Origin of the sequence: Autumnicola edwardsiae, assembly GCF_031846505.1 — a bacterium.
Lineage (GTDB): Bacteria > Bacteroidota > Bacteroidia > Flavobacteriales > Flavobacteriaceae > Autumnicola > Autumnicola edwardsiae.
Genome location: NZ_JAVRHP010000012.1, coordinates 40,717 through 54,344, shown reverse-complemented (window position 1 = coordinate 54,344; position 13,628 = coordinate 40,717). Strand labels below are relative to the sequence as shown.

Below are 13,628 nucleotides of genomic sequence, written 5' to 3'. Positions count from 1 at the left end.
TCTGGCTCAATAGCTTCGGAAGAGCAATTTTATTCTGGTTGTTTATTGCTGTTGAAGTATTGTTGCTGTTGAAGTTTATCTTCATTCCGCTTCTTAGATTACTTAAACTTTCTGAAGGTTTAAACAAAGTTGAAGCATCCAGGCTTATAGGCCGGCACTTTCCTGAAGTGAATGATAAACTTTTGAATATACTTCAGCTTAAAGAAAATTCCAGCCAGTCCGATCTTCTTTTGGCAAGTATAGATCAAAAGGCCAAAGATCTTCAGCCTGTTCCGTTTACTTCAGCAGTAAATTATAAGAGCAGTTTAAGGTATACGAAATTTGCCATTTTTCCGGTTGTAATTATACTGGCATTAATCTTTACCGGTAATTCTTCATTTTTTTCTGAAAGCTATGCGCGGGTAAGTAATTACAATACCGCCTACGAACCGCCGGCACCATTTCTATTCCATATTCAGAATGAAAACCTGAAGGTGGAAGAAGATAAGGATCTCCGCCTGCTGGTGGAAACTTCTGGGGAAGTGGTGCCGGAAAATGTTTCCATTCATTTTAATGATCAAACCTATTTTCTGAAATCAGAAGCGCCAGGTGTTTTCGAATTTACTTTTAAGAGACTGAATGAAAATGTCAATTTTCATATTTCCAGCAATGATGTTAGATCCCATGATTATGAAGTTGAAGTAATTGAAGTTCCAAAGCTGCTGAATTTCGATATGGCGATGGATTATCCTGCTTACACAGGAAAACAGGATGGAATTATTTCTGGAACCGGGAATGCGAGTATTCCTGAAGGGACTAAAATCAGTTGGAAATTTAATACGAGAAACACAAAGCAGGTTAACCTGGAATACGCAGATACGCTGGTGAATGTATCTTCATCAAAGTCAGTTTTTGATTATAAACAGCAGGTTTTTTCTAATTTTCCGTACGAATTGAGTACATCTAATGAACAGATAAACGATTACGAAAAACTTCAGTATAAAATTGAAGTTATTAAAGATGAATATCCGGAGATTGAGGTGGAACAGAAAATTGACAGCCTGGACAATACCACCCGATATTTACGCGGAAGGATTTCTGATGATTACGGACTTTCTAAATTGGAGATTGTTTATTACAAAGAGGGAAAAGAAGAGGAGGCCGAAAATTGGCAAATTTCGACCTCTACTGAAAATTTTGATGAATTCCTGCTTACATTTCCTGGTGAGCTAAGGCTTGAGAGCGGTAATAACTATCATTATTACTTCAGAGTATATGATAATGATGGTGTAAACGGTGCAAAAAGCACCAAAAGTGGAGTTTTTTCCTACAGAGAACGTTCTTTGGAAGAAATTGAGTCCGAAAAACTTCTAAATCAGGGTAAATCTATTAATAATTTGTCTGAAGGCCTTGATAGAATGGAAAATTCGGAGAAGGAGCTGAAAGATATCTCCAGGCTTCAGAAAGAGAATGAAAATCTGGATTATAATCAGCGTAAGAAAATTGAAGATTTCATCAACAGGCAAAAAAGGCAATCGAAGTTAATGCAGAATTATTCCGAAAAATTAAAAAAGAGCCTGGAAAAGACGGATGATGAAAATGATAATTTTCGGCAGGAACTGGAGCGAAGAGCAGATAAGAATGAAGAACGGCTTCAGAAAAATGAAGAACTTTTAAAAGAGTTGGAGGAAATTGCAGATAAGATTAACAGGGAAGAACTGGGACAAAAACTGGAAGAATTGTCAAAGCAAAACCAGAATCAAAAGCGGAATTTGGAACAGTTGCTTGAACTTACCAAACAATATTATGTAGAGGAAAAGAAGCAGAAGTTGAGCAGAGATTTAGAAAAACTCGCCGAAGAACAGGAAAGTTTAGCGGAGAGTGAGGAGAACAGTGCAGAGGCGCAGGAGGAAATTTCCAAAGAGTTTGAAGAATTTAGGGAAGAAATGGATCAATTGGAAAATGATAATGAAGCTTTGAAATCTCCTAACGAATTGGGTAGGGAAGAAGTGGATGAAGAAAGTATTCAAAAGGAACAGAGGGAAGCTTCTGAAGAGTTAAGACAGGGAAATAAACAAAAAGCGAAGGAAAAGCAGAAGAATGCGGCAAAAAAAATGCAGCAGATGAGCCAAAAAATGCAGATGCAAAGTGTGCAACAGGAAGGTGAACAATTAGATGCTGATATTAAAACTTTACGGCAGATACTCGACAACCTTGTAATTTTTTCTTTTGAACAGGAAAATCTTCTTAATAGTTTTAAAGAGATTAATCAGGATAATCCTGTCTATGCTTCAAAGTTGAAGAAGCAAAGTGTCCTCAGGGAGCATTTTGAACATGTAGATGACAGCCTTTATGCACTGGCGCTGCGGAACCCCATGATTAACGAAGAGATTACTTCAAATTTAACAGACATAGAGTACGACATAGAGAAAGCCCTGGAACGATTGTCTGATAATCAGATTCCGCAGGGAAGGGCAAGTCAGCAGTATGTGGTAACACGATCCAATGACCTGGCTTATTTGCTTAGTCAGATTCTTTCCGGGATGCAGCAAATGGCGAATCCGCAGATGGGAAAGGGTAAAGGCGGCGAGGAAATCCAGTTAATGGATATCATTAAAAAGCAGGAGCAATTGTCTGGTAAGATGAAGGAAGGAATGAAAAAGGGAGAACAAAAAGGTGAGCAGAAGGGAGAAGGGGAGAAGCGAAATAGAGAAGGAGGTGAAGATATGAATGGTGAGCTTTTTGAAATCTATAAGCAGCAAATGCAGTTGCGGGAAAACCTGGAAAGGTTATTGGAAGAAGACGGTGCAAATGGAAGTGGAGAAAAGCTTAAGAAGGATATGGAAGAACTGGAGGATGAGCTTTTGAATAAGAAATTTGATCCGGAAAATCTTCAGAAAATGCTGGATTTACAACATGAATTAATGAAGTTTCAGGATGCAAAGCTTGAACAGGGAGAGGATAATATAAGAACTTCAGAAAGTAATAAAACCGAGTATGATAATGCTCCTAAGGATCAAAATCTTAAGGCTAAAGAATATTTTAATTCTACAGAAATTTTAAATAGACAAATATTACCTTTGCGGCAAATTTATAAACTGAAAGTAAAGGAGTATTTTGATGACGGGAGTGATTAATTTTTATTCAGAAAATGATTTTGAATTAGAAAATGAAGGCCTTTTTTTAAAGTGGATTGAAGAAGTAATTCAATCTGAAGGAAAAAAGCCGGGAGAAATTAGTTACATCTTTTGCGATGATGAATATTTGCATAAAATAAACCTACAATATCTGGATCACGACACCTACACAGATATTATTAGCTTTGACAATACAATGGGTAATTTGTTGCAGGGAGATATATTTATAAGTACCGAGCGGATAGCTGAGAATGCTAAAGAATATAATGTTGATTTTGAGCAAGAATTAAAAAGGGTCATCATTCACGGGGTGTTGCATTTTTGTGGTTATAAAGATAAAACTGAAAGCGAAAGCAGTTTGATGCGACAAAAGGAAAACGAAAAAATTAAATTGTTCCACGTGGAACAATAACAGCAAAAAGAGGAAATTTAATGTTTGAAAAGGAATATGATGTTATAGTTGTTGGTGCCGGTCACGCAGGAAGTGAGGCCGCCGCTTCTGCAGCTAATATGGGTTGTAGAACTCTTCTTGTAACAATGAATTTGCAGAATATTGCGCAAATGAGTTGTAATCCTGCTATGGGTGGAATCGCAAAGGGTCAAATTTTGCGTGAAATTGATGCCCTTGGTGGTTATAGTGGATTAGTAAGTGATACGAGCGCAATTCAGTTTAAGATGCTTAACAAATCCAAAGGCCCGGCAATGTGGAGCCCGAGGGTGCAGAGCGATAGAATGCGTTTTGCTGAAGACTGGCGTATAAGATTGGAGCAAACCCCGAATCTTGATTTTTATCAGGAAATGGTGGCCGGGTTAATAATAAAGAATGGAAGAGTTACCGGAGTAAAAACTTCACTCGGACTCGAAATCAGATCTAAATCTGTTGTTTGTACCAATGGAACTTTTTTAAACGGACTCATTCACATCGGTGATAAGAATTTTGGTGGGGGAAGAGCAGGGGAGAGAGCAGCTACCGGGATAACAAAAGATCTTATTGAAGCCGGTTTTGAAGCCGGAAGGATGAAGACCGGAACACCTCCCCGGGTGGATGGACGGTCTTTGGATTATTCTAAGATGGTGGAGCAGCCGGGGGATGAAATTCCCGGAAAATTTTCTTTTTCTGATGAAACAAAACCTCTGGAAAATCAGCGTTCTTGTTATATGACATACACTTCTAACGAGGTACATGAGATTTTAAAAGAAGGTTTTGGCAGATCCCCAATGTTTAATGGTAGAATAAAAAGTATTGGCCCGCGATATTGTCCTTCTATAGAGGATAAAATTAATAGGTTTGCAGATAAAGATCGTCATCAGCTTTTTGTAGAACCTGAAGGTTGGAGTACTGTAGAAGTTTATGTAAACGGTTTTTCCACTTCTTTGCCGGAAGATGTGCAATTTAAGGCTTTAAGATCTGTAGCAGGATTTGAGAATGTAAAATTCTTTCGTCCCGGTTACGCGATCGAATATGATTATTTTCCACCTACGCAATTAAAACACACCCTTGAAACAAAGTTGGTGGAGGGTTTATACTTTGCCGGACAAATTAATGGTACAACGGGGTATGAGGAAGCCGCTTGCCAGGGACTAATGGCGGGAATTAATGCTGCTCTAAAAGTTCAGGAAAGGGATGAATTTATTCTGAAGAGAAATGAGGCTTATATTGGAGTTTTAATAGATGATCTAATTACTAAAGGAACAGAAGAGCCTTATAGAATGTTTACCTCAAGGGCAGAATATAGGACTTTATTAAGACAGGATAATGCAGATTTTCGTTTAACGGAACAGTCTTATAATCTTGGCCTGGCATCTGAAAAGCGTATGCGAAGGATGGAAGAAAAGAAGAAGAACTCTTTAGATTTTGTTCAGTTTTTAAAGGATAAAAGCGTAACACCGGAATATTCAAATCCAGTCTTGGAAAATAATAGTTCTTCATTAATGAAGCAAAGTGATAAGATCTTCAAGATTTTCTCCAGGCCAAATATTGCGATGGAAGATATTAGAAAATTTCCGGGAGTAGAGGATTATATTGTGGAGCACGAACTTAATGAAGAGGAACTGGAGCAAAGTGAAATCCAGGTGAAGTATTCAGGTTATATTGAAAAGGAGAAGAATAATGCCGATAAATTGAACCGATTAGAGGATATGAAAATTCCGCAGGATTTTGATTACTCCAAAATCAAGTCCATGTCTTTTGAAGCTCGGGAAAAATTAAATAAGGTGCAGCCAACTTCGGTTTCTCAGGCTTCGAGAATAAGCGGGGTAAGTCCAAATGATGTTTCCGTTTTATTAGTGTACATGGGAAGATAAAATTAAATTGTTCCACGTGGAACTATGGCTGAAATATTAAAAAAGAACTTCTTTCCTTAATGGCGAAGCAAAAATATTTTATTTCCTGTAAAGATTATTTGGTTTCAGGAGAAGAATTTGATCTTTTCTGGAGCACTGAATACGAAATTTTGGAGACAAAACCAGTACCCCGAAATTTACCGTTTTACTACTCCAGTGATAATTATATTTCCCATACAGATTCCAAATCTGACTTCACAGAGAAACTGTACCAGCGCGTAAAGACTTTTATGCTAAGCAAAAAACTGGGATGGATAAAAAATTATAAAACGTCGGGAAAATTGTTAGATGTTGGTGCCGGTACCGGAGACTTTTTAATTGAGGCGAAAAAACATGCTTTTGATATTTATGGAGTTGAACCAAATGAGACGGCAAGGGGAGTAGCATTGCATAAAGATGTAGTTTTAGAAAAAAGTTTTGAGGAGCTGAAAGATTTAAAATTTGACGTTATTTCTATGTGGCACGTTTTGGAGCATGTTGCAGACCAGGAAAAAGAAATTACTTCATTGTATAATTTATTGGAAGAAGATGGTGTTCTTGTTGTAGCTGTTCCCAACTTTAGAAGTTACGACGCAGATTATTACAAAGAATATTGGGCAGCCTATGATGTTCCGCGGCATCTTTATCATTTTTCCCAAAACGGAATTGCAGAAATTTTTTCAAAATTTAATTTTGAGTTAGTGGAAAAGCGTCCGCTTATTTTTGATTCCTATTATGTAAGCCTGCTTTCTGAAAAACATAAGGCGGCTTCCTGGAAATATCTTAAAGCTTTTTATAGGGGATGGATGTCCAATTTTAAAGCGCGCTCCTCGTCTGAGTACTCTTCCCTTGTTTATTTCTTTAAAAAAAGAGAAAAAGGCTTATAAGCTCTTTATTTCGACATTTTATTTCAGAAAACAGTCAATAACCTTTTTCAATAGAGAAATAGCTTTAAAACGCTTCTAAAGCAGTCATTTTTCATAGGTTCGACTTATTTCTAATTCGTATATTATAATAATATCTTATGGGACAGGCATCGGTTTCTTCTTTAAAACTTCGGTGGAATTATTTATTTACTTTCTTACATTTGCTTCAAATTAAATTTAAGAAAATAAACATGAAGAAAATTTTAGCGATTCTGGTTTTAGGAATTTTTATGACATCCTGTAATCAGGAAAAAACAGCATATGTTGATACTTCCAAGCTAATCCAGGAGTATAAGGAGATGAAAGAAGTAGAGGCAGAATTCACTACAAAGTCAGATTCTGTTAGACAACAACTGGATGAAGCTGCAAGCCAGTTTCAACAGGAAGTTCAGGAGTACCAGTCCAGCATGAACACGATGAGCCAGAGTGAGCGTCAGGAAAAGGAACAGGAATTAATGAGAAAGCAACAAATGCTTCAACAACAGCAACAGGCTCAGGGTGGCCAGCTGCGAGCTCAAAGCGATGCTGCCGTAGATTCTATCGTAACTAAAGTTAAAGATTATGTTCAGGATTACGGTGAAGATAATGGCTACACATACATCTTTGGATCTAACGACTCGGCAAACAGTATTATGTTCGCCAAGGATGGTAAAGATCTAACTCAGGAAATTCTTGAGAAACTTAATGCCGATTATGACGCAAATTAAGTAGTGAAAATGTTTAAGTTTTAAAGCCTCAGTTTAACTGGGGCTTTTTTGCTTTATAAGAGACAGGAGGTTTTTTATATAGCAGATCGATAATTGCCATTTTTGCTATGCCGCCTTTTTGTGCAGAAATCTGGTTAGTTTAATAGAAAGATCTGTGAAAATTATTTTTCCGTTTCCGTTTCTTTCGATGTGGTAAGCGGCTTCTTCCAAAGCCTGGGTAATTTGTAATATATTACCGCCATGTATAAAAGGTGCGAAATTCTTAAGTTTAAAACCTTCTGTTTGTGGTACAAGGTATACAAGATCTTTAGCCTTATAATTCATCATTAAAGCCTGTCGGAAGAAGTCTATGCAGTATTCGATAAAACTTTTTTGAGTTTCCCTCCCCAACGCTGCAATTTCTTCACTCCAGCTAATTAATTCCAGCACGGTGGCTTTATTTCCTTTCGCTTTAAATGCAGATCGCACCCATTGGATAAACCATTTTTCAAACTGCTCATCGCCAGATTTTTTTTCATAAATGTGAATGGCATTGGTGTAACTTCCGTTGGCCTGATGCGCTGTTTTCAGTGCTTCACTTTTATCACAATTGTACTTAGCCATTAAGGCTTCTGCTATGTCAGCTTCAGCTAAAGGGGGAAAGTGGAGGGTTTGGCAGCGGGAACGTATAGTTTGTATAATTTGTTCTTCATCTTCGGTAATGAGGATAAACAGCGTCTTGCTGGGCGGTTCTTCAATAAGTTTCAGAAGTTTATTCGCCGCCGCAGTATTTATTTTTTCTGCCATCCATATCAGCATCACTTTAAAACCACCTTCGTAAGATTTTAAAGAGAGGGATTTTACAATATCCTGCGCTTCGTCTACCCCAATCTGCCCTTGTTTTTTCTCAATACCTATTTCCTGGTACCAATCCTGCAAACTCGCATAAGGATTAGAAGATACAAAACTTCTCCATTCCGTAAGAAAATTGGAAGAAACGGGATGGCTCTTAATTTTATCATTAGTCGCAACCGGAAAAGCAAAGTGGAGATCAGGATGTGAAAGGTTATTGAACTTTAAATTGCAGGATGAAATTCCGGAATTATTTTCCCCTTCAGAATTTTGACAGAGGATGTATTGAGCGTAAGCAATAGCCATGGGAAGTGTACCGCTGCCACTCTTTCCTACAAACAACTGGGCATGGGGAATCCTGCCCCTATCGGCCGTAGTTGTCAGATGTTTCTTTATGTGCGGTAAACCTATTATATGGGAAAAAAGCATAAGCAAATATATAATTTATATGCTCTTTTATATCTTCGGAAAAAATTATATTTGTAATAAGACCGCCTGAAAAGGGCAATTATCAACAAAGACATTCATCACTGCTAAAAGATTAGCCTTGCGAATGCAAAAAACAAAATTAGATGAAAACACTGGACGATTACAACTTTAAAGATAAACAGGCATTAATAAGGGTAGACTTTAATGTCCCTTTAAATGAGGACCTGGAGGTTACAGATAACAACAGAATTGAGGCTGCAAAACCTACAATTTTGAAAATACTTGAGGATGGAGGCAGCGTGGTTCTTATGTCTCACCTGGGAAGGCCTAAAGGAAGGGAAGAAAAATTTTCGTTAAGCAATGTGGTAGATGAAGTGGCAAAGGTCGTTGGTGTAAAGCCAAAATTTGTTGAAGATTGTATTGGAGAGGATGTGAAAAAAGCGGCCTCTGAACTGAAGCCGGGAGAAATTTTACTTCTCGAGAACCTGCGTTTTCACGAGGAAGAGACAGCAGGCGATAAGTCATTTGCGAAAAAACTTTCAGAGCTTGGTGATATATATGTAAATGATGCCTTTGGTACAGCACACCGTGCCCATGCTTCTACAACCATTGTGGCCCAGTTTTTTGATAAAAAATGTTTTGGATATCTGTTGGCCAAGGAAATAAAAAGTCTGGATAAAGTCCTTAACAGTAAAGAGAAACCAGTGACTGCTGTTTTAGGTGGCGCAAAAGTCTCTTCAAAAATTACAGTTATTGAAAATATCCTTGATAAAATTGATCACCTTATTATTGGTGGAGGGATGACTTATACCTTCATAAAAGCCCAGGGAGGTAAAATCGGCACATCTCTTGTAGAGGATGATAAGCAGGATTTAGCACTGGAAATCTTGCGTAAAGCTAAAGAAAAGGGAGTTCAGGTGCATTTGCCTGTAGACTCAATTATTGCCGATAGTTTTTCTGAACAGGCCAGCACCCAGACAGAACGTGTAGACGAGATTCCTGATGGCTGGATGGGACTTGATGTGGGACCAGAAACTTTGAGGAATTTCTCTAAAGTAATTTCTGATTCTAAAATTATCCTTTGGAACGGACCTCTTGGCGTTTTTGAGATGGACACCTTTGCCAAAGGAACCATAGAACTTGGTAACGCCATAGCAGAAGCTACTGAAAAGGGTGCTTTTTCTCTTGTAGGTGGTGGAGATTCTGTAGCAGCAGTAAAAAAATTCGGTTTGGAAGACCGCGTGAGCTATGTCTCTACCGGAGGTGGTGCCATGCTGGAAATGTTGGAAGGAAAATCCTTACCGGGAATAGAGGCAATAAGTAAATAATATGTGTAGACCAAGGTCCATACGGAATAACTAAAGATGATGATAAGAAGGGGAATGTTAGTGATTTTCTCTCTTATAGCGCTTAATTCTTATGCGCAGAAAGAGAAGAAAAAACAGGTGGAGAAGACCAATTTCAGAGTACAGATTTTTCAAAAATCCAGTGATACTGAAATTGAACTGGCCGAGCCTGACCCCGAATTTAAAAATAGAATCCCGATCTCTGCTGTAGTTCGGGATTCTTCAACTGTGGCATTAGAAGATCTGCCCCGTGCGCGTACAATAGATTCTATCTGGAAGCTGGAGCTCACCAATTCAGATCTTTTTGAGAAGATGCACAAAAGTGTTCTTGAGCAGGATTATTCTGAAGTTGTATTAAAAGAGCTTCCTACAGATACACTAAAAGCCAGGTTACGGGACCTTAATGCAAGAACACCATTTAATATAGAATACAATCCGAGCCTGGAGAGTGTAATAAAATCTTACCTAAAGCGCAACAAGCATGCTATGGAGCGCTTAATGGCTTTAAGTGATTACTATTTTCCGCTTTTTGAACAGGAACTGGATCGTTATAACATTCCGCTGGAGATAAAATACCTCGCTATCGTAGAATCTGCACTTAACCCCCGGGCGCGCTCCAGAGTAGGTGCAACCGGTTTGTGGCAGTTTATGTTCCCTACGGGAAAAATGCATGGACTTGATGTAAGTTCTTATGTAGATGAGCGTATGGATCCTGTAAAATCTACAGAGGCGGCAGCCAAATACCTGGCCAGTTTGTATAAGACTTTCGGGGATTGGGATCTTGTTCTTGCTTCTTACAATTCGGGACCGGGAAACGTATCAAAAGCTATACGCAGGAGTGGGGGATCTGTAGATTACTGGGACCTGCGAAGATATTTACCACGTGAAACAGCGGGCTACGTCCCGGCATTCCTGGCAACCTTGTATATTTTTGAATATGCCGAGGAACATAATTTTCAGCCAAACCGGCCAGACATAGCCTATTTTGAAACCGATACCATCAGGGTAAAGGAAATGCTGAGATTTGACCATATTTCTAAAATTACAGGAGTTGACCAGAAAATGCTAGAGTTTCTTAATCCCAGTTATAAATTGGATATTATTCCTTTTGTAAAAGATGAAAATTACACCCTAAGGCTTCCAAGACCTGCAACCGGTGTTTTTGTATCGAATGAGGCGGCAATATATGAATACGTGGGAAGTGACCTGGCGAAGAAGAAGGAGACTCTTCCGCAGTATGTAAAGACAGAAGACCGCATTAGATATCGCGTTAGAAGTGGAGATTATCTTGGGAGAATCGCCGAAAAATATGGAGTTGGTGTAAGTGAAATTAAGAAGTGGAACAATTTGAGAAGCAATAATTTAAGAATAGGACAATACCTTACGGTATTTCCAAGGAAACCTGCTGTTGCAGAGAATTCTCAAAAGGCTAATAACAGCAGTGGTAGTAATCCAAAAACTTATACAGTGAGGAACGGAGATTCACTTTGGAGCATATCAAAGAAGTTTCCTGGAGTTACGGTACAGAATTTGAGGAGTTGGAATGATATGAACAGTAACACGCTCAGGCCCGGTATGAAGTTAAAAATTTCGAAAGGCTGATTTTAATCCAAAACCATCAAAATGAAAAAAAGCTTCCTTCTTCTATTCAGTTTAGTTCTACTGGTTTCCTGTAAAAATGAGTCCGGAGAAAATGAACGGATTCTCGCAGACTCTTCCGGAAATATAAATCAGCTTACCGTAGTAATGGAAAATAACCTGTGGGAAGGAGAAGTAGGTGAGGTGGTAAGAAATCATCTTGCAGCACCGGTAGACGGGTTACCTCAGGAAGAACCAATGTTTTCTCTAAGCCAGATACCGCCCCAGGCATTTTCTGGTTTTGTAAGAAAAAATCGCTTGTTTTTACATGTTGAGAAAGGTGCAGAGCGTGCTTTTGGAGTAATACGTGAAGAATACGCAAAACCCCAGACCGGCGTTGTGGTGAAAGGGCAAACCAATGAGGAATTAATTAATATTATAAGTGAAAATTCCGACAGCATTGTGGATATCCTGAAGAAGACCGAATTAAAAGAAAAACAACGCAGGATTAGTAAATCCCTTAAAAATGATGAAATACTTGAGGAAAAGCTAGGTGTCTCTTTAAAACTTCCAACAGCATATCGCTATGCAATGAATGAAGAGGATTTCTTATGGATTAGAAAGGAAATTCCAAAAGGGCTTATGGAAATTCTCGTTTATGAAGTACCACTTGGAACCATAGAGAATGATACCAACGTAATAGGTAGTATTATTAAGATGCGGGACTCTATAGGGGAAAAATATATACCGGGACCCGTAGAAGGAACCTATATGCAAACTGAAGAAGCTTATGCGCCCTATCTCTTTGAATCTAGTATTGACGGACATTTCGCCTATGAAACAAGAGGAACCTGGGACGTAAAAAACGCTTTTATGGCCGGTCCGTTTGTAAACTATGCTATAAGGGACGAAGAAAACAACAGGTATGTAATACTGGAAGGTTTTGTTTTCTCCCCATCTATGGCAAAGAGGGATAACATGTTCGAATTGGATGCTATATTAAGATCTGCAAAAATAGACTAAACGAAAAAAACCCAACCGGCTAGGTTGGGTTTTTTTAGATATGATTTACTATTTATTTTCTGTCCTCGGGAACATGTTTGGCATCCTGTGGTGCATTTGGATCCTCGTCATCTTTAGAAGCATCTTTAAATTCTTTTATACCGCTACCTAAGCCTCTCATCAATTCCGGTATCTTACGTCCTCCAAAAAGAAGAAGTATTACAACTACAATTAAGATAATCTGCGGCGCTCCTATTACTAATGGTAATACTAATGCGTTCATAATTTATAAAGTTTAATACTACAAACTTAGCAAGAATTCATTAATATCAGCGTTAAGAAGGGACAAAATTGTATAAATTTAACTTTGGTTTTGGTGCTTTTTGGGAAGCAAAAGCTTATTTGCACTGCAAAAAGCGCGGGACAGGTCTAATTTTAACTTGAAAATTGCTCCTGTCGAGCCTTCTTTTTTTACTATATCTTTGTACTCTGTTTGATATATGGGAAATAAACCACAAAATAAAAGAAAATTCGCGAAGAAACTTCTTCATAAATATCGGCTCGTTATACTTAATGACGATACTTTTGAGGAGCGGCTTTCTTTTAAGCTTACAAAATTAAATGTTTTTGTGACCGTTACGCTAAGCGCAATTTTATTGGTTGCAGCAACTACGTATATTATTGCTTTTACTCCGCTAAAGGAATATATCCCCGGTTATTCATCGGCCAAAGTTAAGGAGAGGGCCGTGAACCTCGCATACACTACAGATTCCCTGCAAGACGTGATAAAAATGAATAACCAGTATCTAAGTTCTATAAAGAGCGTACTTACCGGAGATCTGGAAGCTTACGCTTTAAACAGGGATTCAATTTTAGAAGATTCTGAATATGATGCCGATATGGAAGAGGTAACTCCTTCGCGGGCAGATTCCCTGCTTAGGGAGCAAGTGGCACAGGAGGATAAGTACAATATACTACCAGGTGCAACAGAAAATATTAATTTCTCCCTTATTACTCCGGTAAAAGGCTCAATTTCTGCGGAATTTGATGCAGATGAAAAGCATTTTGCCGTAGACATTGTCGTGGCCAGGAACTCTCCCATAAAATCTGTTGCAGACGGACGTGTGATTTTTTCGGAATGGACTACAGAAACAGGTTATGTAATTATCGTAAAGCATGGATACGACTTGCTTTCGGTATATAAACATAACGCTTCCCTTACAAAAGAGCAGGGGGATGCAGTAAGAGCGGGAGAAGTAATTGCTACGGCGGGTTCTACAGGAGAATTTACCACAGGGCCGCATTTACACTTCGAATTATGGAATGAAGGAACTCCTGTGGATCCTACAGAATATATAGATTTCAACTAAC

Annotated in this window: 11 protein-coding genes; 9 read left to right on the top strand and 2 right to left on the bottom strand. The window is 38.4% G+C overall.

The window, feature by feature from the left end; translation table 11 throughout:
- The 5 genes from RM529_RS04095 to RM529_RS04075 form a co-directional block, all read left to right on the top strand.
- On the top strand, positions 1–3,116 hold a 3,116-nt coding region (locus RM529_RS04095), incomplete at its 5' end, for a DUF4175 family protein (RefSeq protein WP_311483471.1).
- Entirely contained in the window at positions 3,109–3,528 is a 420-nt protein-coding gene (gene ybeY / locus RM529_RS04090; RefSeq protein WP_311483474.1) for an rRNA maturation RNase YbeY, read from the top strand. The genes RM529_RS04095 and ybeY, both read left to right, overlap by 8 nt.
- A gap of 20 nt (positions 3,529–3,548) precedes the next feature.
- On the top strand, positions 3,549–5,420 hold the full coding sequence (gene mnmG, locus RM529_RS04085; RefSeq protein WP_311483470.1) for a tRNA uridine-5-carboxymethylaminomethyl(34) synthesis enzyme MnmG: 1,872 nt from the start codon (positions 3,549–3,551) through the stop codon (positions 5,418–5,420).
- Positions 5,421–5,479: 59 nt separating this feature from the next.
- Entirely contained in the window at positions 5,480–6,325 is an 846-nt protein-coding gene (locus tag RM529_RS04080) for a class I SAM-dependent methyltransferase (protein WP_311483469.1), read from the top strand.
- Between the two features lie 230 nt (positions 6,326–6,555).
- Entirely contained in the window at positions 6,556–7,071 is a 516-nt protein-coding gene (locus RM529_RS04075; protein WP_311483468.1) for an OmpH/Skp family outer membrane protein, read from the top strand.
- Between the two features lie 105 nt (positions 7,072–7,176).
- On the opposite strand, the gene RM529_RS04070 is transcribed toward RM529_RS04075, so the two are convergent.
- Complete coding sequence (locus RM529_RS04070) at positions 7,177–8,331, bottom strand: DNA polymerase III subunit (RefSeq protein WP_311483467.1); 1,155 nt, start codon at positions 8,329–8,331, stop codon at positions 7,177–7,179.
- 143 nt (positions 8,332–8,474) lie between these two features.
- Between RM529_RS04070 and RM529_RS04065 the strand changes: the two genes are divergently transcribed.
- The 3 genes from RM529_RS04065 to RM529_RS04055 are packed head-to-tail and all read left to right on the top strand — an operon-like array spanning position 8,475 to position 12,278.
- Positions 8,475–9,659 (top strand): phosphoglycerate kinase, encoded by a 1,185-nt coding sequence (locus RM529_RS04065; RefSeq protein WP_311483466.1) that lies wholly within the window; start codon positions 8,475–8,477, stop codon positions 9,657–9,659.
- Positions 9,660–9,698: 39 nt separating this feature from the next.
- Positions 9,699–11,279, top strand: a complete 1,581-nt coding sequence (locus tag RM529_RS04060) for a lytic transglycosylase domain-containing protein (protein WP_311483473.1) — start codon at positions 9,699–9,701, stop codon at positions 11,277–11,279.
- A 21-nt stretch (positions 11,280–11,300) separates the two neighbouring features.
- Positions 11,301–12,278: a DUF4837 family protein gene (locus RM529_RS04055; protein WP_311483465.1), complete on the top strand. Its 978-nt coding sequence runs from the start codon at positions 11,301–11,303 to the stop codon at positions 12,276–12,278.
- Between the two features lie 52 nt (positions 12,279–12,330).
- Here the strand turns inward: RM529_RS04055 and RM529_RS04050 are convergent, their stop codons facing one another.
- Positions 12,331–12,540 (bottom strand): twin-arginine translocase TatA/TatE family subunit, encoded by a 210-nt coding sequence (locus tag RM529_RS04050; RefSeq protein WP_311483464.1) that lies wholly within the window; start codon positions 12,538–12,540, stop codon positions 12,331–12,333.
- Positions 12,541–12,757: 217 nt separating this feature from the next.
- Between RM529_RS04050 and RM529_RS04045 the strand changes: the two genes are divergently transcribed.
- Positions 12,758–13,627: a M23 family metallopeptidase gene (locus RM529_RS04045; protein ID WP_311483463.1), complete on the top strand. Its 870-nt coding sequence runs from the start codon at positions 12,758–12,760 to the stop codon at positions 13,625–13,627.
- Position 13,628 lies beyond the last annotated feature (1 nt).

Bases quoted from the DNA above. Each gene is read 5' to 3' on its own strand.
- mnmG (WP_311483470.1), top strand. From the start codon at position 3,549: ATGTTTGAAAAGGAATATGATGTTATAGTTGTTGGTGCCGGTCACGCA.
- RM529_RS04080 (WP_311483469.1), top strand. From the start codon at position 5,480: ATGGCGAAGCAAAAATATTTTATTTCCTGTAAAGATTATTTGGTTTCA.
- RM529_RS04075 (WP_311483468.1), top strand. From the start codon at position 6,556: ATGAAGAAAATTTTAGCGATTCTGGTTTTAGGAATTTTTATGACATCC.
- RM529_RS04070 (WP_311483467.1), bottom strand. From the start codon at position 8,331: ATGCTTTTTTCCCATATAATAGGTTTACCGCACATAAAGAAACATCTG.
- RM529_RS04065 (WP_311483466.1), top strand. From the start codon at position 8,475: ATGAAAACACTGGACGATTACAACTTTAAAGATAAACAGGCATTAATA.
- RM529_RS04060 (WP_311483473.1), top strand. From the start codon at position 9,699: ATGATAAGAAGGGGAATGTTAGTGATTTTCTCTCTTATAGCGCTTAAT.
- RM529_RS04055 (WP_311483465.1), top strand. From the start codon at position 11,301: ATGAAAAAAAGCTTCCTTCTTCTATTCAGTTTAGTTCTACTGGTTTCC.
- RM529_RS04050 (WP_311483464.1), bottom strand. From the start codon at position 12,540: ATGAACGCATTAGTATTACCATTAGTAATAGGAGCGCCGCAGATTATC.
- RM529_RS04045 (WP_311483463.1), top strand. From the start codon at position 12,758: ATGGGAAATAAACCACAAAATAAAAGAAAATTCGCGAAGAAACTTCTT.